At 71.4% G+C, this 20,624-nt stretch carries 18 protein-coding genes; 8 read left to right on the forward strand and 10 right to left on the reverse strand.

The window, feature by feature from the left end:
* Positions 1–288: 288 nt before the first annotated feature.
* Complete coding sequence (locus ACJJVL_RS01865) at positions 289–801, reverse strand: DUF4126 family protein (RefSeq protein WP_405216411.1); 513 nt, start codon at positions 799–801, stop codon at positions 289–291.
* A gap of 106 nt (positions 802–907) precedes the next feature.
* The gene (locus ACJJVL_RS01870; protein ID WP_405216413.1) at positions 908–2,149 is read right to left on the reverse strand and encodes an ammonium transporter; all 1,242 of its coding nucleotides are present in this window, start codon (positions 2,147–2,149) and stop codon (positions 908–910) included.
* A 168-nt stretch (positions 2,150–2,317) separates the two neighbouring features.
* On the opposite strand from ACJJVL_RS01870, the gene ACJJVL_RS01875 reads away from it, so the two are divergent.
* Positions 2,318–3,523: a Na+/H+ antiporter NhaA gene (locus ACJJVL_RS01875; protein WP_405216415.1), complete on the forward strand. Its 1,206-nt coding sequence runs from the start codon at positions 2,318–2,320 to the stop codon at positions 3,521–3,523.
* Positions 3,524–3,544: 21 nt separating this feature from the next.
* Here ACJJVL_RS01875 and zapE read toward each other — a convergent pair whose 3' ends face one another.
* A complete protein-coding gene (gene zapE, locus ACJJVL_RS01880; protein WP_405216417.1) occupies positions 3,545–4,549 on the reverse strand; it encodes a cell division protein ZapE in 1,005 nt (334 codons plus the stop codon).
* 117 nt (positions 4,550–4,666) lie between these two features.
* Here zapE and ACJJVL_RS01885 point away from each other — a divergent pair, with 117 nt between their 5' ends.
* Both ACJJVL_RS01885 and ACJJVL_RS01890 read left to right on the forward strand, forming a co-directional pair.
* Positions 4,667–5,557, forward strand: a complete 891-nt coding sequence (locus tag ACJJVL_RS01885; RefSeq protein ID WP_405216419.1) for a sulfurtransferase — start codon at positions 4,667–4,669, stop codon at positions 5,555–5,557.
* Positions 5,554–5,985 (forward strand): SufE family protein, encoded by a 432-nt coding sequence (locus ACJJVL_RS01890; protein WP_405216421.1) that lies wholly within the window; start codon positions 5,554–5,556, stop codon positions 5,983–5,985. Before ACJJVL_RS01885 ends, ACJJVL_RS01890 begins: the two co-directional genes overlap by 4 nt.
* 18 nt (positions 5,986–6,003) lie before the next feature.
* Here ACJJVL_RS01890 and ACJJVL_RS01895 read toward each other — a convergent pair whose 3' ends face one another.
* Positions 6,004–7,182: an alpha/beta hydrolase family protein gene (locus ACJJVL_RS01895; RefSeq protein ID WP_405216423.1), complete on the reverse strand. Its 1,179-nt coding sequence runs from the start codon at positions 7,180–7,182 to the stop codon at positions 6,004–6,006.
* A gap of 22 nt (positions 7,183–7,204) precedes the next feature.
* Here ACJJVL_RS01895 and ACJJVL_RS01900 point away from each other — a divergent pair, with 22 nt between their 5' ends.
* The 5 genes from ACJJVL_RS01900 to ACJJVL_RS01920 all read left to right on the forward strand — a co-directional run bounded on the left by ACJJVL_RS01900 (position 7,205) and on the right by ACJJVL_RS01920 (position 14,035).
* Positions 7,205–7,801 (forward strand): DUF3000 domain-containing protein, encoded by a 597-nt coding sequence (locus ACJJVL_RS01900; RefSeq protein ID WP_405216425.1) that lies wholly within the window; start codon positions 7,205–7,207, stop codon positions 7,799–7,801.
* 61 nt (positions 7,802–7,862) lie between these two features.
* Positions 7,863–9,041, forward strand: coding sequence for an HRDC domain-containing protein (locus ACJJVL_RS01905; protein ID WP_405216486.1), 1,179 nt, complete (start codon positions 7,863–7,865; stop codon positions 9,039–9,041).
* A gap of 93 nt (positions 9,042–9,134) precedes the next feature.
* Complete coding sequence (locus ACJJVL_RS01910) at positions 9,135–10,319, forward strand: thiolase family protein (RefSeq protein WP_405216488.1); 1,185 nt, start codon at positions 9,135–9,137, stop codon at positions 10,317–10,319.
* Positions 10,320–12,461, forward strand: a complete 2,142-nt coding sequence (locus tag ACJJVL_RS01915) for a 3-hydroxyacyl-CoA dehydrogenase NAD-binding domain-containing protein (RefSeq protein ID WP_405216427.1) — start codon at positions 10,320–10,322, stop codon at positions 12,459–12,461.
* Between the two features lie 35 nt (positions 12,462–12,496).
* On the forward strand, positions 12,497–14,035 hold the full coding sequence (locus ACJJVL_RS01920; RefSeq protein WP_405216429.1) for a methyltransferase: 1,539 nt from the start codon (positions 12,497–12,499) through the stop codon (positions 14,033–14,035).
* Here the strand turns inward: ACJJVL_RS01920 and ACJJVL_RS01925 are convergent.
* The 6 genes from ACJJVL_RS01925 to ACJJVL_RS01950 all read right to left on the reverse strand — a co-directional run bounded on the left by ACJJVL_RS01925 (position 14,022) and on the right by ACJJVL_RS01950 (position 20,523).
* Positions 14,022–14,816, reverse strand: coding sequence for an NAD(P)H-hydrate dehydratase (locus tag ACJJVL_RS01925; RefSeq protein WP_405216431.1), 795 nt, complete (start codon positions 14,814–14,816; stop codon positions 14,022–14,024). The genes ACJJVL_RS01920 and ACJJVL_RS01925 overlap by 14 nt on opposite strands.
* A complete protein-coding gene (locus tag ACJJVL_RS01930; RefSeq protein ID WP_405216433.1) occupies positions 14,813–15,196 on the reverse strand; it encodes a hypothetical protein in 384 nt (127 codons plus the stop codon). The genes ACJJVL_RS01925 and ACJJVL_RS01930 overlap by 4 nt, the downstream gene beginning before the upstream one ends.
* A 63-nt stretch (positions 15,197–15,259) precedes the next feature.
* A complete protein-coding gene (gene dxs / locus ACJJVL_RS01935; RefSeq protein WP_405216434.1) occupies positions 15,260–17,296 on the reverse strand; it encodes a 1-deoxy-D-xylulose-5-phosphate synthase in 2,037 nt (678 codons plus the stop codon).
* A gap of 67 nt (positions 17,297–17,363) precedes the next feature.
* Positions 17,364–18,470 carry a class I SAM-dependent methyltransferase gene (locus ACJJVL_RS01940; protein ID WP_405216436.1) on the reverse strand — a complete coding sequence of 369 codons (1,107 nt, stop codon included), beginning with the start codon at positions 18,468–18,470 and terminating at the stop codon, positions 17,364–17,366.
* A gap of 129 nt (positions 18,471–18,599) precedes the next feature.
* On the reverse strand, positions 18,600–20,225 hold the full coding sequence (locus ACJJVL_RS01945; protein WP_405216438.1) for a LuxR C-terminal-related transcriptional regulator: 1,626 nt from the start codon (positions 20,223–20,225) through the stop codon (positions 18,600–18,602).
* Positions 20,170–20,523 (reverse strand): hypothetical protein, encoded by a 354-nt coding sequence (locus tag ACJJVL_RS01950; protein WP_405216440.1) that lies wholly within the window; start codon positions 20,521–20,523, stop codon positions 20,170–20,172. Before ACJJVL_RS01950 ends, ACJJVL_RS01945 begins: the two co-directional genes overlap by 56 nt.
* Positions 20,524–20,624 lie beyond the last annotated feature (101 nt).

Here is a 20,624-nt window from a genome sequence, read left to right on the forward strand (position 1 = left end):
CGTCGACTACTACGACCACCGCAACCCCGACCAGATCAAACGACGCGCGCTCCGCAGCCTGCGCGGCCTCGGCTACGACGTCGACCTCACACCAGCAGCCGCATAGCTCACGTCACTTTCCTAGGAGACCGAACGCAACCGACATCCGGTCTCGTGACGCGAGCGGCTGCGCCGCCCGCTCCTCGACCTGCGGGAATCGCCCGGCTCCGCGGCCCGCTCCTCGACCTGCGGGCGTGCTAGCGCGAGGCTTCGCCGCACGCTCCTCGACCTGCTTGGCTCGCACCGCCCTCAGGCGTGCGCGGCACCGCGGCTGAGGGCGATCGCGGCGGAGTCCTCGAGCAGCGCGACGGCGGCGTCGGGCAGCCCGGTGACCTCGACGATCGCGCTGCGGCACCAGGCACCGCCCACGGCCCCCGCCAGGGCGGCCGCGGCGGCGAGCGCAGCGCTCCGGGCGGCAACGGCGCGCGGTGCTCCCGAACCCAGCGCCGCGCCCGCGAGCGCCGCAGCGGCGACGCGGCCGAGCAGGGCCGGCGGCGAGAGCCGCGACGGGATGGCGGGCATCTTGTCGCCGATGAGCTCCCCGGCCGCCATGGCGATGATGAGCCTGCGGCCCCAGGGGCTCCGCAGCACCGGCCAGCGCCGCCAGCCGTGATCCGCCGGCGCATCGTCGTAGGTCGCCACGACGGCGGCGAGCGGGGTGACGGAGCGCATGCCGCCAGCGGCGCCGAGTGCGAGCGATCGTCGTGCCAGCGATCGGCTCGTTCCGGTCTCGCGCGCTGCTGCGCCCTGCGTCTGCACCATGCCTCCACCCTCGCATCGCGAGCGCAGCCGCGCCAGCGGGAGCGCTGCCGCACCGCCGTGACGGGCGAGCGAGGACGGCGGTTGCCACCTCACTCGCCCGTCGTCGCTACGCGTCTGCGCGCTCGAGGTCGTACTCGTACGCCGCCTCGCCGTGCACGACCTGATCGACGCCCGCGATCTCATCCTCATCCGTGACGCGGAACCCGACCGTCCTCTGGATCGCGAGACCGATGAGGAGGGCCACGACGAAGGCGAAGACCATGACGCCGAGGGATGCGATCAGCTGCACCACGAGCTGCCCAGCACCGCCGCCCAGCAGCAGCCCGGTGCCGGTGGCGAAGAAGCCGAGGTAGACGGTGCCCAGCATGCCGCCCACCAGGTGGATGCCCACCACGTCGAGCGAGTCGTCGAAGCCGAGTCGGTACTTCAGCTCGACCGCCAGGGCGCAGAGCGCGCCGGCGAGCGCTCCCAGCAGCAGCGCCCAGCCGGGGGTGAGGTTCGCGCAGGCCGGAGTGATCGCGACGAGGCCGGCGACCGCACCCGATGCCGCACCGACCGACGTCGGCTTGCCGTGCTTCAGCTTCTCGACCACCAGCCAGGCGCAGATCGAGGCGGCGGTTGCCCCGATCGTGTTCAGTGCGATGAGCCCAGCGTTCTCGAGTCCGTTCAGCCACTCGGCGCCGACGTTGAACCCGAACCAGCCGAACCACAGGATGCTCGCTCCAAGGATGACGAAGGGCACGTTGTGCGGCTTGTGGGCGCCCCTGCTGAAGCCGATGCGCTTGCCGAGCACGAAGGTCAGCGCGAGCGCAGCGGCCCCGGCGTTGATGTGCACGGCGGTGCCGCCGGCATAGTCGATCACGGCGGGCAACCCGAGCAGGTCACCGAGCGAGAACACCCAGCCGCCGCCCCACACCCACGCGGCGATCGGGAAGTAGCCGAGGGTGGCGAACACCCCGGCGAACAGCATCCAGGAGCCGAACTTGGCGCGGTCGGCGATGGAGCCGGAGATGAGGGCGATCGTGATGATCGCGAACGTCGAGCCGTAGGCGACGCCGATGAGGTCGGTGTTGGCGCTCTCGCCGGCTGCCATTGCAGCCAGGCCGATGTCGGCGAGCGGGTTGCCCGAGAACGCGAACGGCGAGTCGACGGCCGACATGCTGAAGCCGTAGAGGATCCAGAGCGTGCCGACCAGGCCGATCGCTCCGAAGGACATCATCATCATGCTGATCACGCTCTTGGAGCGGACGAGCCCGCCGTAGAAGAACGCGAGTCCTGGCGTCATGAACAGCACGAGCGCCGTGGCGATGACGCCGAACGCCATGCTGCCTGCATCGATATCGGGCATGGGGAGTACTCCTTGCGTGGGCACCAGAGGGAACATCCCGAGCCTCCTCCGCCCGCGTTGCACGGCCGGTGCCGCGCGCGTTTCCATGCGGTTACGGATGCGGCCGTCGTGTTTCGGTCATGTTGCCGGTGCCGCGGTGCAGGGCCAGCGGGATGGAAAGATGTCCCCATGAACCTGTCCTGGATCCGAAACCCGCAAGTCTCGGCGATGCTGCTGCTGGGGGCCGCGATCCTCGGCCTCGTCATCGCGAACACGGGGCTCGGACCCGGCCTCGACGACGTGAAGCACGCGCACCTGCCGTTCTCCGTGTTCGGCCTCGACCTCTCCGCAGCGCACTGGGTGACCGACGGCCTGCTCGTCATCTTCTTCTTCGTGGTCGCGATCGAGCTGCGGTACGAGTTCACGCAGGGTGACCTCAACTCGGTGTCGAAGGCTGCGGTGCCCACCATCGCGGCGCTGGGCGGCGTCGCCATCCCCGCGCTGCTCTACATCAGCCTCGCGGGCGCCGACGGGGCAAAGGGCTGGCCCATCCCGACGGCGACCGACATCGCGTTCGCCCTCGGCGTGCTCGCGCTGTTCGGCCGTCGACTTCCCTCGAGCGTGCGGGCACTGCTGCTCGCCCTCGCGGTCATCGACGACCTGATCGGCATCTTCTTCATCGCCGTGTTCTTCACGGAGTCGGTCTCGCTCCCCCACTTGGGGTTCGCGGCCGTCGCCATCGCGCTGTTCTGGCTGCTCGGTCGCGCCTACCGCGGCAAGCGCGGCAGCTGGCCGCTGCGGATCGCTCTGGTCGCTGTGGCCCTCCTCACCTGGTGGCTGGTCGCCATGAGCGGCATCCACGCCACCATCGCGGGCGTGCTGCTCGGGCTCGTGCTCTCCCCCGCACCGGCCGAATCGGCGCGCGTGCAGCTCGAGCCGTTCACGAACGGCATCGTGCTGCCGCTGTTCGCCTTCACGAGCGCCTCGGTCGCGATCCCGCAGGTGCCCCTGAACGAGCTGAGCCCGGTCTTCTGGGCGATCGTCGTCGCGCTGCCGGTCGGCAAGCTGTTCGGCATCACGATCGCGGGGCTCATCGGTCAGACGGCGCTGCGCGTGCCGAAGAGCGAGCGCGTCAAGCTCTCGGAGCTCATCGGCATCAGCCTGCTGGGCGGCATCGGCTTCACCGTCGCGATGCTCATGAACGAGCTCGCGCACCGCAGCACCGAGGAGCTGATCGTCGAGGGCACGCTCGGCGTGCTGGCGGGCTCGCTCATCGCCGCCGTGCTCGGCGCCGTCTACCTGACGGTCCTGAGCCGCCGCTACCCGCCGGTGGACACCACGGCGATCTCCTCGCGGAACGATGAGGAGTACACGCGCCGCACCGACTCCGAGTGACGGACGCGCTGACGCGCGGCGTCAGCCCGCGTGCGCGAGCGAGAGCAGTCGGGAGATCGCGCGCAGGTACTTCTTGCGGTAGCCGCCGCCGAGCATCTCCTCGCTGAAGACCTCCGAGAGGGTGGTGCCGCTCGCCCGGATCACGACCTGCGCGTCGTACAGCCGGTCGACGAGCGCGACGAACCGCAGCGCGTCGTTCTGGTCGGTGAGCGTGCGCACCTCGCGCAGGCCGAGTGCGTCCACACCGTCGACCAGACCGACGTAGCGCGACGGGTGGACCCGGGCGAGGTGCGCGACGAGCGCGTCGAAGTCATCCAGCGCCGCCGTGCCTCCGATGGCCGCGAGCGCGGGCTCCAGCTCTGCGGCATCGACCGTGGGCGCGCTGCCGGTGATGTCACGCTGCCGGTAGTCGTCGCCGTCGATGCGCATGATCTGGAACCGGTCGGCGATCGCCTGGATCTCGCGCAGGAAGTCGGCGGCGGCGAAGCGGCCCTCGCCCAGCGCGTTCGGCGGTGTGTTGCTCGTCGCCGCGAGCTTGGTGCCGCTGGCGACCAGCTCGCCCAGCAGGCGCGTCATGACCATGGTGTCGCCCGGATCATCGAGCTCGAACTCATCGATGCAGATCAGCCGCGAGCCCTGCAGCTGACGCACCGCCTCCGCGTAGCCCAGCGCGCCGACGAGCGCTGTGTACTCGATGAAGGTCCCGAAGCGCTTCGGCCCCGGCATCGCCTTCCACAGCGCCGCGAGCAGGTGCGTCTTCCCGACACCGAAGCCGCCATCGAGGTAGATGCCCGGCTTGACCTCCGGCGCCTTCTTCCTGAACAGGCCGCCGCGCTTCGGCGCCGTCCACTCGGTGACCAGCTGCTGCATCCGCTCGAGCGCCTCAGCCTGCGACGGATGCGCCGCATCTGGCCGGTAGGACTCGAACGTCGCGGCGTCGAACTGCGGCGGGGGCACGAGGCTCCCCACGATCTGCTCTGCGCTCACCTGCGGGCTGCGCTCCACGAGCGAGATCGATGCTGGCATGCGGGCTCCTTGGCTGCGCGACAGGACCGCGCGGAAGATTCGATGGGAGGATGGCGTTTGCCCCCCTGGAGCCTACTTCAGGCCGAATCCCCCATTCCTCGCGCAGAAGGAGACACCGTGTCACCATCCGAGTCTCGATTCGAGCAGTACGCCGCGCCCGATCGGGTGGTCTCGACCGAGTGGGTCGCTGCACATCTGCACGACCCCGACGTCGTGATCGTGGAGTCGGACGAGGATGTGCTGCTGTATGAGACGGGGCACATCCCCTCGGCGGTGAAGATCGACTGGCACACCGACCTCAACGACCCGGTGCTGCGCGACTACCTGGCGCCCGCCGCCTTCGCCGAGCTGCTGGGCAGCAGGGGCATCGGCCGCGACACCACCGTGGTCTTCTACGGCGACAAGGCCAACTGGTGGGCCACCTACGCGCTCTGGGTGTTCGCGCTGTACGGCCACGACAACACCCGCATCATGGATGGCGGGCGCGACCTGTGGATCGCCGAGGGTCGCGAGCTGACGCGCGAGCGGCCTGCGCGCGAGCGCGTCGACTACCCCGTGGTCGAGCGCGACGATGCCACGCTGCGGGCGTTCCGCGACGACGTGCTCGCACACTTCGGCAACCCGCTCATCGATGTGCGCAGCCCGGAGGAGTACTCGGGGCAGCGCACAACCGCACCCGCCTACCCGGAGGAGGGAGCGCTTCGCGCCGGCCACATCCCGACCGCTGCGAGCGTGCCGTGGGGCACGGCCGTGCGGGAGGACGGCACGTTCCGCTCACGGGAAGAGCTCGAGTCGATCTACCTCGACGGGGCTGGGCTGCGCGATGCGGACGACGTGATCGCGTACTGCCGCATCGGCGAGCGCTCAAGCCACACCTGGTTCGTGCTGACGCACCTGCTGGGCCTGCCGAACGTGCGCAACTACGACGGATCCTGGACCGAATGGGGCTCGCTCGTCGGTGTGCCGATCGCGATCGGCGAGGAGCCAGGAGAGGCACCCGCCCGATGACGATCACGCCCGCACTGCAGCAGACCGTCGACGACTTCCACGCGATGGCGGAGTCGGATCGCCTCCAGCTGCTCCTGGAGTTCGCCGACGAGCTGCCCGCGCTGCCCCAGCGGTACGCCGACCACCCCGACCTGCTCGAGCGAGTCGCAGAGTGCCAGTCACCGGTGTTCCTCTTCGTCGAGGTCGCCGACGGCCGGGTGCACGTGCACGCCACCGCGCCGGCAGAGGCGCCGACGACTCGCGGCTTCGCGTCGATCCTGGCGCAGGGGCTCGAGGGCACGAGCGTCGAGGATGCGCTCGCAGTGCCGATGGACTTCCCTCGCGAGCTCGGGCTCGACAGCGTCGTCTCGCCGCTGCGCCTGCGCGGCATGGTGGGCATGCTGGGCCGCATCCAGCGCCAGATCCGCGAACGCGCGCTGGAGCTCTAGTCTCGAGGTTCTGACGCCTCAGCCGAACGCCGTGATGCCCCGCTGATCGATCCAGGTGCCGATCTCGTGGTCGTACCTCGCGCGATCGAGGTTCCAGAGCTTCGTGTGGCGGGCGCGTCGCCACTCGCGGTAGTCGACCAGGTCGGGCCGGGCCGCGGCCAGCGCGCGCGACGCATCCGGCGGCACGTAGCCGTCGTCCGCCGAGTGCAGCAGCAGGATCGGCTGCGAGAAGGCGTCGGCATGCAGCACGTTGTCGAGCTCGTCGAAGTCCAGGCTCCGGCTGCCGCTGAGCACCGAGGCGGGTGACTCGAGCAGCCCGACCGCGGTGTCGACGAGCCACGCGGGACGTTTGGCGAGCGCGACCTGCAGCTGCAGCGTCGGCCGCCAGCCGACCACCGGCGAGTCGAGCACGAGTGCAGCGATGCGCCGACGGTGGCGGGAGCGCCGGGCGACCTGCAGCGCGATCTGGCCCCCCATCGACCAGCCCTGCAGCACGATGCGCTCGGCACCGCGAGCGACCGCGACGTCGATCGCGTCGTCGACATCGCGCCACTCGTCCAGGCCCAACCGATACTTGTTCTGCCGGCTCGGCGGCGCCTCCGTGTCGTTGCGGTACGAGACCGCCATCACGGGGATGCCGCGTCGCAGGTAGATGGGCGCCGCACGGATCGTCTCCCGTCGGGTGACGCCGCGGCCGTGCACCTGGATGCACCAGGTGGTCGCCTCCTGATCGCCCATGATCCAGGCGGGGGCCGCACCGCACTCGGTCGGGACGTCGACGTGCTCGACACGCTCTGCCACCTGCTCCGGCAGCGACAGCGCATAGCCCGACCAACGAGCGGAGCTGACGCCCTCGAGGAGCGCGCGCGAGCGCTCGTCGACGGTGCGCACCACGCCGGCCTCATCCTGCGCGACCACGCCGCCCAGCACCGCGAGCTGCTCCCCGACCGCCAGTGCATAGGTCCCCGGCAGCACGGTGTCAGGCGTCAGCCCCAGCCGCACGCCCCGCGCTTCCAGCCCCAGCACGCGGATATCGTCGATCTGCGTCCGCGGCGGGGTGATCAGCATCGACGCGAGCACGGCGGATGCGCCCGTGACCGTGAGCGCCGCTCCCCCGATCACGACGCCGCCGGCCAGCATGGCGATCCGCGTCAGTCGCCGCTGGGGTGCGGCGGCGCGCCTTGCTCGCTGGGTCACACCGGAATCGTAGTCTTTCCCGGTGGACACGAGCAGTGCGGCACCCGCCCCCGAACCCGAGGCGTTCCGCGCTGCTGTCGACCAGCTGCGACGCGCAGAGCTCCGCAGCGAGCTGTCGGTGCGGGAGATCCCGGCTCCGGGGCGAATCGCACCGCACTCCTTCGCGATCGCCGCAGATGTCGGGGTTCCCTCGCACGGCCGCGATTCCGATCTGGGGACCGGGCGCTTCATCCTCATGCACGATCCCGAGGAGCCGGAGGCCTGGGGCGGCGACTTCCGCGTGGTGAGCTTCACGCAGGCCTCGCAGGATCCCGAGATCGCGATGGACCAGTTCCTCGCCGAGGTCACGTGGACCTACCTGCTGGAGGCGCTCGAGCAGCGGGGCGCCGAGTACCACTCGGAGTCCGGCACTGCCACGAAGATCCTCTCGAGCGGCTTCGGAGAGCTGGCCGCGCAGGGCGACGGCGCGCAGATCGAGCTGCGCGCCTCGTGGACGCCGACCGGGCACCGCTTCGGCGCCCACCTCACCGCGTGGACCGACATGCTCTGCGCCATCGCCGGGCTGCCCGTGCAGCCGGGCGCCACCGGCCTCGACGCGCATCGGCGCGCTCGTGACTGAGGCGGTCGAGCCGCAGCCCGAGCCCGAGCTCCCGCTCGCTCGAGCTCGCGGACCGCTCGATGTGATCGCCGATGCGGATGCACTCGCACGGGCGGCCGAGCGGCTCTTCGACGGCACCGGCCCCGTCGCGGTCGACGCAGAGCGCGCGAACGGCTTCCGCTATTCGGCCCGCGCCTACCTCGTGCAGCTCCACCGCCGTGGCGCGGGCACGGTGCTCATCGATCCGACAGCGATCGACGACTTCTCGGTGCTGCAGCGGGCGATCGGCGATGAGGAGTGGATCATCCATGCCGCGAGCCAGGATCTGCCATGTCTGCGCGAGGTGGGCCTGGAGCCGTCCAGACTGTTCGACACCGAGCTCGGCGCGCGTCTGGCTGGCTTCGAACGGGTGGGCCTCGCGGCGGTGACGGAGCGGCTCGTCGGCCTGCGACTGCGCAAGGAGCACGGCGCGAGCGACTGGTCCACGCGGCCCATCCCCGCCTCCTGGCTCGAGTACGCGGCGCTCGACGTGGAGGTGCTGCCCCAGGCGCGCGATCGCCTCGCTGCCGAGCTGCTCGAGCAGGGCAAGGCAGAGCTGGCCGAGCAGGAGTTCGCGTACGCGCTCGAGCGGCAGCCGAAGCCGCCCGCCGCCGAGCCGTGGCGCCGGCTCTCGGGCATCCACACCGTCCGCGACCGCCGTCAGCTCGCCATCGCACGCGAGCTGTGGATGGCGCGGGATGCGCTCGCGCGCGCCACCGACACGGCCCCGGGTCGGCTCGTGCCGGATCGGTCGCTGCTCGCCGCCGTCACGGCCAATGTCGAGGCGAAGGGTGCGCTCGCCGCTCGCCGGGACTTCTCGGGCCGCGCGAGCCGCAGCGAGCTCGACCGCTGGTGGGCCGCCATCGAGCGGGGCCGCAGCAGCGAGGACCTGCCGGACGTGCGCGTGCGATCCGATGAGCCGCCGCCGCCTCGCTTCTGGAGCAGCCGCCGCCCCCGTGCCGACGCCCGGCTGAAGACAGCGCGGGCCGCCGTGCAGGAGGTCGCCGAGGCGATGGCGATCCCCGCAGAGAACCTGCTCATGCCGGACACGCTGCGCCGGGTCGCATGGGAGCCGACCGAGCCCACGCCCGAGGGTGTCGCCGAGGTGCTGCGCGAGCGGCAGGCGCGGCCGTGGCAGATTGCCGCGACCGCACAGAGGATCGCTGCTGCCTTTGTAGAGGCTGACCAACAGCCCGCCGCGCCCTCCGACGCCCCATCGTAGGAAGCGGCAACCGCGGTGCGACCGCCCGGCCGCGCTTCCTACACTGGTGCCGCAACCACCCCTACAGGAGGCACCGTGGCTAACGACGACGTCGTGTTCGTGGACGGCGTCCGCACCCCATTCGGGCGTGCGGGCGAGAAGGGCATGTATTGGAACACGCGCGCTGATGACCTCGCGGTCAAGGCGCTCACCGGATTGCTCGAGCGCAACCCGAGCCTGCCGCTCGATCGCGTCGACGATGTGGCCATCGCTGCCACCACGCAGACCGGAGACCAGGGCCTGACCCTCGGCCGCACGGTCGGCATGCTCGCCGGCCTGCCGGTCACCGTGCCCGGCTACGCGCTGGATCGCATGTGCGCGGGCGCCATGACCGCCGTCACCGCCGTCGGCGGCGGGATCGCCTTCGGCGCCTACGACGTCGCCATCGCGGGCGGGGTCGAGCACATGGGCCGCCACCCGATGGGCCAGGACGCGGACCCGAACCCGCGCTTCGTGGCCGAGAAGCTCGTCTCGATGGACGCGCTGAACATGGGCAAGACCGCCGAGCGCATCCACGACCGCTTCCCGCGCCTCACGAAGGAGCGTGCGGATCGCTACGCCATGCGCTCGCAGCAGAAGTATGCCGCCGCGCTGGCGGCCGGCAACATCCAGCCCGACCTCATCCCGGTCGCGACCCAGTCCGAGGCGGGCTGGGGTCTCGCGAGCGCCGACGAGGCGCCGCGCCCCGAGACCACCATGGAGGGTCTCGCGAGCCTGCGGACCCCGTTCCGCGATCACGGACGGGTCACCGCCGGCAACGCGTCGGGCCTGAACGACGGTGCGACCATGTCGATCATGGCCTCCGCGTCCGCGGCCAAGGAGCTCGGCCTCAGCACGAAGATGCGGATCGTCTCGTTCGCGTTCGCCGGCGTCGAGCCCGACATCATGGGCATCGGCCCGATCCCCTCGACGGAGAAAGCGCTCCGCAAGGCGGGCCTCTCGATCGAGGACATCGGCCTGTTCGAGCTCAACGAGGCGTTCGCGGTGCAGATCCTGTCATTCACCGACCACTTCGGCATCGACGACGACGACGCGCGCATCAACCCGTGGGGCGGCGCGATCGCGATCGGCCACCCGCTGGCATCCTCCGGCGTGCGCCTGATGGTGCAGCTCGCCCGGCAGTTCGAGCAGCGGCCGGATGTGCGCTACGGCGTGACCGCCATGTGCGTCGGCCTCGGTCAGGGCGGCACCGTCATCTGGGAGAACCCCCACCACAAGCGCTACGGAAAGGGCAAGTAGATGGCCATCCGCGATGAGTTCCCGCTGCTGGCGGCAGCCGAGTTCGACGAGGTCGTCTCGCACAGCTACGTGCGTGATGTGACGCTCGCCTCCGGCAGGACGCTCGCGCTCGTGACGCTCGACAACGGTCGCGATCACACGCGCCCGACGACGCTCGGTCCCGCGACCCTGTTCGAGCTCGGAGACACGCTCGAGGCGCAGCGCGCCCGGGGCGCGAAGGGCGAGATCGACGCGATCGCCGTGACCGGCAAGCCGTACTTCCTGGCGGCTGGCGCTGACCTCTCGAACGTCACCGCGCTGCCGGACCGCGCGACGGCGGCGGAGCTGCCGAAGCTCGGGCACCGCGTGCTCGGCCTGCTCCACAAGGCGCCGGTCCCGACCTTCGTGTTCATCAACGGCCTCGCGCTCGGCGGCGGGCTGGAGATCGGGCTGAACGCCGACTACCGCACCATCAACGCTGCGGCACCGGCCGTCGCACTGCCCGAGACCTTCCTCGGCCTAGTGCCCGGCTGGGGCGGCGCCACGATCCTGCCGAACCTGATCGGCATCGAGCGTGCGCTGAAGGTCATCATCGAGAACCCGCTGAAGCAGAACCGGGTGCTGAAGCCGCAGGAGGCGTTCGAGCTCGGCATCGCCGATGCCATCTTCAACGCTCCCAACTACCTCGAGGCCTCGCTCGCGTGGGCCGACGCGGTGCTGCAGGGCAAGAAGGTCGACCGCAAGCACGTGCCCGGCACGCTCGAGCGCACCGTGAAGTGGCCGATCGCGCTGAAGATCGCGCGGGAGACCCTGGAGCAGAAGCTCGGCACCGTGCCGCTTGCGCCCTACAAGGCGCTCGACATCATCGAGCTGGCGAAGAAGAACGACCGCGAGGCGGGCTTCGCCGCGGAGGACGAGGCGCTCGCGGAGCTCATCCCCGGTGACCAGTTCGTCGCATCGATCTACGCCTTCGACCTGGTGCAGAAGCGGGCGAAGCGACCAGCGGGAGCGCCCGACAAGGCGCTCGCGAAGCCGGTCACCAAGGTCGGCATCATCGGAGCCGGCCTCATGGCCAGCCAGTTCGCGCTGCTGTTCGTGCGCCGCCTGCAGGTGCCCGTCATCATCACCGATCTCGATCAGGCTCGCGTCGACAAGGCGGTGGCGGGCATCCACGACGAGATCGATGCGCTGGCCGCCAAGGGTCGCATCTCCGCCGACGACCGGCATCGACTGCGCGCGCTCATCACCGGCACGGTCGACAAGGCCGACTTCGCGGACTGCGACTGGGTGATCGAGGCCGTGTTCGAGGAGCTGAGCGTCAAGCAGCAGGTCTTCGCCGAGGTCGAGCCCCATCTGTCCGAGACCGCCGTCATTGCGACGAACACCTCCAGCCTCTCGGTCGAGCAGATCGGGGCGAACCTCGCACATCCCGAGCGGCTCGTCGGCTTCCACTTCTTCAACCCGGTCGCGGTCATGCCGCTCATCGAGGTCGTGAAGACGCCGTCGACCGACGACGCGACGCTCGCCACCGCGATGCGCGTGGCGAAGGATCTGAAGAAGAACGCCGTCATCACGCGCGACACCCCCGGGTTCGTCGTGAACCGCGTGCTCGCGAAGCTGCTCGGCGAGGCCATGCACGCCGTCGAGCAGGGCTCGTCCTTCGAGGACGTGGTCGAGGCGCAGCGTGCGTTCGGCTTCCCGATGGATCCGTTCGTGCTGCTCGACCTCGTCGGGCTCAAGGTGGGCGCGCACGTGCTCGATACGCACCACGGTGCGTTCCCGGATCGCTTCTTCGAGTCGCAGGCGCTGCATGAGCTCGCCGAGCAGGGCATCCTGCTCGAGAAGGACTCCAAGGGCGACGTGAAGGGCATCGACAAGCGGGCGCGGAAGATCGTCGCGAAGCACACGCCGAAGGACGCCCGGCCGGTCTCCGTCGAGGAGCTGCGGCTGCGCATCGAAGACGGCCTGGCCGACGAGATCAAGCGCATGCTCGAGACGCACGTCGTCGAGGCGGCGGAGGACATCGACCTCTGCATGATCCTCGGCGCCGGCTGGCCATTCCAGATGGGCGGCATCACGCCGTTCCTCGACCGCTCGGGGGCCTCGGAGCGCGCGTTCGGCGGCACCTTCCACGACCCGCGGATCGCCGGCCCGAAGGCCTGATCCACCTCGGAGCGGTGCTCCGGCAGACTGGTGCGGTGCCGAACCGCGACCTGACCGACGCCCTCGCCCGTGACCTCGCAGCCGCGAGCTTCACGGGCGAGGGCGTCGCTGTGCTCGTCGGCGACGCGGCCCACGCGGCGCTCGGCCGCATGATCGCTGAGCCCGCACGACGGGCGGCGCTGCAGCATGGCGGAGCGCTGTCGACGCTCCTGCGCGCCTTCTGGCTCGGCGACGCCGTGCCGAGTCGTGAGCTCGAGGCCGCCCTGCCGTCGCTGGGTGTGCAGGGGGCGGTGGCGCTCGGCATCGCCGAGCAGCAGGACGCGTCGATCGCTCCCCTGCTGGTCATCCGCCCGCATGCGTTCAGCGATGAGCGCGGCGACGGCACCTGGTGGATCGCGAGCGACCTCGACGAGCTCGCCGGCGTCTGGCCGCTGCGCCCCGACCACGTTCTGGGCGTCGGCGGCGCCGCACGCACCCTGGCGGCGCTGCTGCCGCAGGCCTCGGTCGCCACCGCACTCGATCTCGGCTCGGGCTGCGGCATCATCGCCCTGCACCTGCGTCGCATGGCCCGGCAGGTGGTGGCCACCGACATCTCGGCGCGCGCGCTCTGGTTCACCGAGCTGACCGCCGCACTCAACGGCGTCGACGGCATCGAGACGCGACTGGGCTCCCTGTTCGCGCCCGTCGCGGGTGAGCGCTTCGACCTGATCGCCTCCAACCCGCCCTTCGTCATCACTCCGCGCGCCGCCGGTGTGCCGAGCTTCGAGTATCGCGACGGCGGTCACGCCGGCGATGCGCTCATGGTCGAGGTGGTGGGCTCGGTCGCCGAGCACCTGCGTCCTCGCGGTCACGCGCGGCTGCTCGGCAACTGGGAGACGCGCCAGGGGCGCAGCGGCCTCGAGCGCGTGCGCGACTGGAGCGCGGACGATGCGCTCGACGTCTGGGCGATCGAGCGTGACGTGCTCGACCCCGTGCAGTATGCAGAGCTGTGGCTGCGCGATGGCGGCACCCTCCCCCGCGATGCCGACCACGCTCGGCTGCTGGACGCCTGGCTCGACGACTTCGACGCGCGCGGCGTGACGGCCATCGGCATGGGGTGGCTGGCGCTGCGACTGCCCGCCGAGGGCAGCGTGGGAAGCGCCCGCCTCGCGCGCTTGGAGCGCGTGACGCACGCCGTGCAGCTCCCGCATGCCGGCGCGCATCTCGCTGCCGCGTTCGAGGTCGCGGACCTGGTCGCGAACCTCGACGATGGCGCACTCGCGAGCACGCACCTGCTGGCTGCTGCAGACGTCACCGAGGCACGGCACCAGCTGCCGGGTGCTGCAGGACCGAACGTCATCGAGCTGCACCAGGGCGGTGCGCTGGCACGCGTGCTGTCGGTCGACACCGCGCTCGCCGCGCTCGTGGGCGCGTGCGACGGCGAGCTGTCGATCGGTCAGCTCATCGGCGCGATCGCAGGCCTGCTGGAGGTGGATGAGGCGATCCTGGCAGCCGACCTGCTCCCTCGGATCCGGGAGCTGCTCTTCACCGGCTTCCTGCTCCCCGGGACCTCGCCGGGGGTTACAGGCTCCTGAGCTGCGTCGCGACCGCTCGGGGCAGCTGCGCGGCGACATCGAGTGCGGTGATGGGGCGATCGTCGGCAGCCGCGAGCTCGGCGGCCGCGCCGTGCAGCTCGACTGCTTCGGCCGCCATCGACGCGAGCGATGCGGCGTCGGCAGCGAACGCGGCGCTGCCGGCCACGAGCGCGCCCACCACACCGGCGAGCACGTCACCCGTGCCGGCGGTCGCGAGTCGGTGCGTGGTGGCCGCCACGGTGCGGATCGAGCCGTCGGGGGCGAGGATGTGCGTCGGCGCTCCCTTCGCGACCACGACCGCATCCAGATCGGCAGCGACGCGCGCCGCCGCGGCCGCTCGATCCGGTCGCAGCGCGCCGCCGAGCAGGCGCCGCAGCTCGTCGTCGTGCGGCGTGAGCACCGTCGGCCCCGCGTGGCCGCGGACGAGATCGAGAGCCCCCGCGTCGACGACGCACGGGGCCCCGCTGCTGAGCGCCTCCAGCAGCAGCGAGCGGAGCGCCGGGTCGCGCTCACGCGCGTCCTGCCCCGAGCCCAGGAGCCAGGCGTCGACACTGCCGGATGCCTCCCCCAGCGCGTGGCAGACGGTCTCGGGCCTGCGTGCGAGCACCAGATCCTGCACACGGCGGGGCGCCCACAGGCGCACGTAGCCGATCCCGGTGCGCCACGCGGCCTCGACGCCCAAGATCGCAGCACCGGGATAGCTGGTCGATCCCGTGACCACGCCCAGCACCCCCATCGAGCGCTTGTCGTCGTTCGCACCGGGGCTGCGCAGCCATGTCATGCCGCCAGCGTACGTGGCTCCAGCGCGTCGACGCCGCCGGCATGCGCGAGCAGCACGCCGCGCAGCACCACCGGCACGCTCCGAGCGGCCCGGTGGATCGCGTCGTGCCACGCCCAGTCATCGGGGTTCGGTCGCGACGCGCCGTGCCGCTCGATCACGGCCACGACCTCCGGGTCACCGTGCCGCGCGCGCTCGAGCAGGCTCCGAAGCACTCCCGATGCGGCGGCATCGGGCGTGATCGGGATGCCGTCGATCTGCCGCACGGCGCGCCGCAGGTGGCCCTCGGCGGTCACGGGGAAGAACCAGAGGCGAGCGACGAGCCCCTGCTGCACGAGTGCGGCGACCTGCTCGAGCGGGTCGGAAGCTGTGGTCTCATCCATGTGCGGCAGGAAACCGCATCCCGCCCTACGCGCGTGCCGCGATGCAGCCCCGCTGTGGAGAACCTACTCCGAGGCCTGCGATCGCGCGCCGCCGCCCGAGGCCCCGTGCTCGGAGGAGGCACCGTCCTCACCGGTGGCATCGGATGCGGGGCTGCGCTCGGCCTCCGCGTCATCGAGCCGCAGCTCGTCCTCTCCCGGCAGCGAGCGCGCGACCGGCAGGCGGCCGGTGCCGAGCACCTGCTGCACGATGTTGCGCGCGATCGTCTGCGCTGACAGGCCGGCATCCTCGAGGATCTCGCCCCGCTCGGCGTGGTCGATGAACTCGTCGGGCAGGCCGAGCTCATCGACGGGCGTGTCGACGCCCGCCGCCCGAAGCTCCTGCCGCACGCGCGTGCCGATGCCTCCGACGCGCACGCCATCCTCGAGCGTGATGACGATGCGATGGTCGCGCGCGAGCTCGACGATCGACGGCGCGACCGGCACCACCCAGCGCGGGTCCACGACCGTCACGCCGATCCCCTGGGCCTGCACGCGCTGCGCGACATCCATCGCGAGCTGCGCGAACGAGCCGATCGCGATGAGCAGCACGTCCCGCGGGGCTGCCTCCAGCAGCACGTCGACGCCGTCGGCGGTGCGACGGACGGCATCCAGCTGCTCCGGCACGGATCCCTTCGGGTAGCGGATGACGGTGGGGGCGTCGTCAACGGCGATCGCCTCTCGCAGCGCCTCCTCGAGGCGCGCGGCATCGCGGGGCGCGGCGAGCCTGATCCCGGGCACGAACTGCAGCAGTGCCAGATCCCACATGCCGTGGTGGCTCGGCCCATCCGGGCCCGTGACGCCAGCTCTATCGAGCACGAACGTGACGCCCGCCTTGTGCAGCGCGACGTCCATGAGCACCTGGTCGAACGCACGGTTCATGAAGGTCGCATAGATCGCCACGACCGGGTGCAGGCCGCCGAAGGCGAGCCCCGCGGCGGTCGTGACGGCATGCTGCTCCGCGATGCCGACATCCAGCACGCGGGCGGGGTCGAGCGCAGCGAGCCGATCGAGCCCGGTGGGTCGCAGCATGGCGGCGGTAATGCCGACCACATGCTCGTCCTCTCGCGCGATGCGCACCAGCTCGTCGGCGAACACCGACGTCCACGAGGGGCGACCAGCGCTGGCGATCGCCTCTCCGGTCTCCGGATCGATCTGGCCTACGGCGTGGAACTGGTCGGCCACGTCGTTGATCGCGGGGTCGAAGCCCTGCCCCTTCTGGGTGATGACGTGCACGATGACCGGCGACCCGTAGTCCCGCGCCTGCGAGAGCACCTCCTGCAGCGCATCCAGGTCGTGCCCGTGGACCGGGCCGAGGTACTTGATGTCCAGGTTCGAGTACAGCGCCTCGTTGTTCGTGAAGCGAGATAGGAACCCGTGGGTCGCGCCCCGCACCCCCCGGTAGACGGCGCGCCCGGGGTGCCCGAACGTCGAGAAGACGCGCTCCGAGGTGCCGCGCAGGGTGCGATAGGAGCGCCGCGTGCGCACACCGTTCAGGAAGCGCGCCATGCCGCCGATCGTGGGTGCGTAGGAGCGGCCGTTGTCGTTGACGACGATCACGAGTCTGCGGCGATTGTCGTCGGAGATGTTGTTGAGCGCCTCCCACGTCATGCCGCCCGTGAGCGCGCCGTCACCGACGACCGCCACGACCGACCGATCGTGCTGGCCGGTGATGTCGAAGGCGCGGCTGATGCCGTCCGCCCAGGACAGCGACGACGACGCGTGGCTCGACTCGACGATGTCGTGCTCGCTCTCGGAGCGCTGCGGGTAGCCCGCCAGGCCACCGCGCTGACGGAGCCTCGAGAAGTCCTGCCGGCCCGTCAGCAGCTTGTGCACATAGGACTGGTGACCGGTGTCGAACACGAAGGCGTCCCGCGGCGAGTCGAACACCCGATGCATCGCCATCGTGAGCTCCACGACGCCGAGGTTCGGGCCGAGGTGGCCGCCGGTGCGGGAGACCTCGCGGATCAGGAACGAGCGGATCTCGCCCGCCAACTGCACGAACTCGGCCTGCGAGAGCCGGTCGAGGTCCCGCGGGCCCGTGATCTGGTCGAGGATCGTCATGATCGAACCATCGTAGCCCTGCGACCCGTGGATGGCCGTCTGCCGCCCGCACCGGATCGGCCGCGCCTCAGGCCTCCAGCGCGCAGAAGCGGAAGAAGCCGAACGCCTCGATCGGCAGCACCTCCACGCCGCCGAAGCCCGCCTCGGCGGCGTATCGCCGAAGCGTCGAGGGCCGCATGACCGTGCCGGTGCCGACGCTCGCCGGGTGCGAGAGCCCGTCGGGCAGGCAGACCAGCAGGCTGAAGCCGTACATGAGCCGCTCGAGGTCGTCGCCGGGCGCGACCAGGCGGTCTGCCACCGCTTCATCCATCACCACCACCGGTCCCCCCGCGCGCACCGCGCGCTGCATCGCGGCCAGCACGCTGACCGGATCCGGCATGTCGTGCAGGCACTCGAAGGCGAAGGCCGCGTCGAACGGCCCGTGCTCATCGAGGCGGGCGGCGTCGAGGAGGTGGAAGCTGACCCGATCGTCGACCCCCGCCGCTCTCGCGTTCGCCCGTGCCGCGTCGATCGACGGCTCATCGACGTCGAAACCCTCGACGCGCAGCGCAGGATGCGCGGCAGCCAGCGCGATCGCCGACCAGCCGGCGCCCGTGCCGACATCGGCGACGCGGGCGCCCGGCGCGCGCAGCACGGCGTCGATCTCCGGGAGGCCGGCGAGCGCCTCCGGCAGTCGGTCGAACCAGGGGCGGTTCATATCGGCCTGCGCCTCGCGAGCATGGACGCCGAGCTGCTCCCAGCTGACGCCCCCACCATCGCGGTAGGCCTGCGTGAGCGCCGGCAGCTGCGCCGCCGAGGCACCGAACATGCGCGCGAGCGGCGCGAGGTAGGCGAGGCTCGACTCGTCGGTCAGCACCTCGGCGGCAGCGGCCGGCAGCTCGAACCGGGGCTCCGCGCCCTCGACGTCCTGCAGCACCAGCACGCCGGCGACCGCCTGCTGCTCGAGCCACTCCCTCGCATACCGGGGCGCGGTCCCCGTCCGCGAGGCGAGGTCCGCGGCCGTGCTCGGCCCGTGCTCGGCCAACGAGCGGTACCAGCCGAGCCGGTCGCCCAGGTAGGCCGCCAGCACATCGGTCGTGGCGATCGCTGCCTGCAGCATGCGGTCGGCGAACGCCTCCACCGCGCGCTCGTGGTCGTCGATGCCGTCGAGGTCGAGCTGCTCGATCGTGGTCATGGGTGCTCCTCGGATCATCGACAGCCGGTGCTGCCGCTGAGGCGACGCTATGGCGACCCCGGCGGCGCCGGCATCGGGCGAATGATGCAGATTCGGCGCAGCATCATGCAGATGGTGACGGCACGGAAATCACGGCACGGCATCGGCGGCACCGGCGTGCGCATGCCACCATGCGGCTGCCGCCGTCCGAGAGCCGACATCGAGCTTCAGATAGACGTTCGCCAGGTGTCGGCCCACGGTCTTCTCGCTGATGACGAGCGCGTCGGCGACATCGCGGTTGCTCTCGCCGAGCGCCACCCTGGCCAGCACCTCCGCCTCTCGCGCGGTGAGCGGGCCCGCGCGGGTCTCGTGCGCCGAGGCGGACCCCGCTGTGACCCCGAGATCGCGCAGGAGCTGCGCCGCCCGGTCGCGTGCACTTGCCGCGCGCTCCGCGTCGCCCAGCAGCTCGTGCCCGCGCGCGAGCAGCGCGAGCACGCGCGCGCACTCGAAGGGCTGCTGCGTCTGCTGGAAGGCGTGGTGCGCTCGACGCAGCGCAGCGAGCGCCTGCTCCGCGTCGCCGCGTGCCAGGGCGACCATGCCGACGGCATGCAGCGACCAGGCACGAAAGCCGTCCGTGTCATGCAGGTCCGCGGACGCCACCAGTTCCTGCGCGTACAGCTCGGCCGCATCGATCGCTCCACCGGCGAGCGCCACCTCGGTCGCGGCGCGCAACAGCCGTATGCGAGCGATGCCGCCGTGCTCAGCGAGCGCGACGTCGATCATCCGCGCGGCACCGGGCAGGTTCCCCACATCCAGCTCGAGCAGCGCGGCACCCGGCTGCGGGTCGATGCCGGTCTCGCTCGCCTGCCGGTAGGCCCGCCGGGCGCCGTCGACGTCACCGCGCACGCGCCGCATCTCGCCCAACTGGTAGAAGCCCTCACCAGCCACCCACGGCTCACCGTCGGCGAGCGCTCCGCTCTCGCGCTCCACCAGTTGCTCGGCCCCCTGCCAGTCGCCGTGCGCCCATCGCAGCTCCAGCCGGTGCACCCGGCAGACGCCGCTGTAGATGGACTCGCTGCGGAAGCGGCTGCACCAGCGCTCGGTGGCCTCCGTCCACTCCGCCATCCGTCGGAAGTCGGCCAGCTGGTGGCACAGGTGGATGATCGTGCAGTAGATGTCCCCGGCCCACTCCGCCGGGACCGCCTCGGCGATCACCGGCAGCATCGCCTCGTCGAGCAGCGCGAAGCCCTGCTTCGTCTCACCGAGCCGCACCGCTGCCATGCCCGCCACCGCCAGGCTGAGCGCCTCGACTGCTGGCTCCGGGAACCGCCGGGCGAGGTCGCCGATGCGCTCGACGTGCTCGCGCGCAGACTCCGGGCTGCCCTCCAGCGCGCTCGCAGCGGCATCCAGGTAGGCGAGGTAGGCGTGCGCGGGGCCGTCCGGCAGCTGCGCCAGCACGCGTCTGGCGCGCCCCTGCCAGGCCGTGCCGAGCGTGACCTCACCGCGCGTGAACCACAGGAGGCTCAGCCGCAGCGCTGCCATCGCCGCGTGCGTGTGACTGCCCGACTCGCGCAGCTGCCGGTAGGCGTCCTCGGACAGCGGGATGGACTCGGCGAGCCGCCCCGCCATCCACGCCGCCTGCGCCATCGTGCACAGGTCGTCGGCGTCGAGCGGTGCGAGCTCGTGCGCGGCGCGCAGGTGCGCGAGCGCACCCTCCCAGTCACCGGATGCGCCGCAGCGCCTCCCGGCCTCGATCCGCGCCGCCCGGTCGGCCATGCCTCAGGGTACGCCCGGGTGTCGCTGGCCGGTCAGTCGACTTCCTCGCCGCTCGCAGGTAGAGCACGAGCATCACGGCCATGGTCACGAGGTAGAAGCCGTGCAGCAGCCAGATCGGCCCGAACGGCAGGCTCAGCACGTAGACCGTGTGGACAGCGTTGCCCACGTTGCCCAGCAGCAGCGACCAGAGGCTGTAGGAGCTCAGGTCGCGGGTGCGCACCGCCTTCTCCACCATCGGCAGATTGGCAGCGGCGAACAGGCTCGTGGAGACGAGCCCTGCTGCCACGGACGGTTCCATGCGATCACGCTAGGAGCACCCTGCTCGCGCCCGCATCGGCAGGATCACGCATCCTGCGCGCGCCCGCGTCGGCAGGATCACGCATCCTGCGCATCCGTCTG

Origin of the sequence: Agrococcus sp. Ld7, assembly GCF_045064095.1 — a bacterium.
In the GTDB taxonomy this organism is placed as follows: Bacteria; Actinomycetota; Actinomycetes; order Actinomycetales; family Microbacteriaceae; genus Agrococcus.

Excerpts from the sequence above, each read along its gene's own strand:
- ACJJVL_RS01890 (WP_405216421.1), top strand. The coding sequence starts at position 5,554 with ATGACGATCACGCCCGCACTGCAGCAGACCGTCGACGACTTCCACGCG.
- ACJJVL_RS01930 (WP_405216433.1), bottom strand. The coding sequence starts at position 15,196 with ATGGATGAGACCACAGCTTCCGACCCGCTCGAGCAGGTCGCCGCACTC.
- ACJJVL_RS01870 (WP_405216413.1), bottom strand. The coding sequence starts at position 2,149 with ATGCCCGATATCGATGCAGGCAGCATGGCGTTCGGCGTCATCGCCACG.
- ACJJVL_RS01940 (WP_405216436.1), bottom strand. The coding sequence starts at position 18,470 with ATGACCACGATCGAGCAGCTCGACCTCGACGGCATCGACGACCACGAG.
- dxs (WP_405216434.1), bottom strand. The coding sequence starts at position 17,296 with ATGACGATCCTCGACCAGATCACGGGCCCGCGGGACCTCGACCGGCTC.
- ACJJVL_RS01950 (WP_405216440.1), bottom strand. The coding sequence starts at position 20,523 with ATGGAACCGTCCGTGGCAGCAGGGCTCGTCTCCACGAGCCTGTTCGCC.
- ACJJVL_RS01875 (WP_405216415.1), top strand. The coding sequence starts at position 2,318 with ATGAACCTGTCCTGGATCCGAAACCCGCAAGTCTCGGCGATGCTGCTG.
- zapE (WP_405216417.1), bottom strand. The coding sequence starts at position 4,549 with ATGCCAGCATCGATCTCGCTCGTGGAGCGCAGCCCGCAGGTGAGCGCA.
- ACJJVL_RS01925 (WP_405216431.1), bottom strand. The coding sequence starts at position 14,816 with ATGACATGGCTGCGCAGCCCCGGTGCGAACGACGACAAGCGCTCGATG.
- ACJJVL_RS01865 (WP_405216411.1), bottom strand. The coding sequence starts at position 801 with ATGGTGCAGACGCAGGGCGCAGCAGCGCGCGAGACCGGAACGAGCCGA.
- ACJJVL_RS01945 (WP_405216438.1), bottom strand. The coding sequence starts at position 20,225 with ATGGCCGACCGGGCGGCGCGGATCGAGGCCGGGAGGCGCTGCGGCGCA.
- ACJJVL_RS01915 (WP_405216427.1), top strand. The coding sequence starts at position 10,320 with ATGGCCATCCGCGATGAGTTCCCGCTGCTGGCGGCAGCCGAGTTCGAC.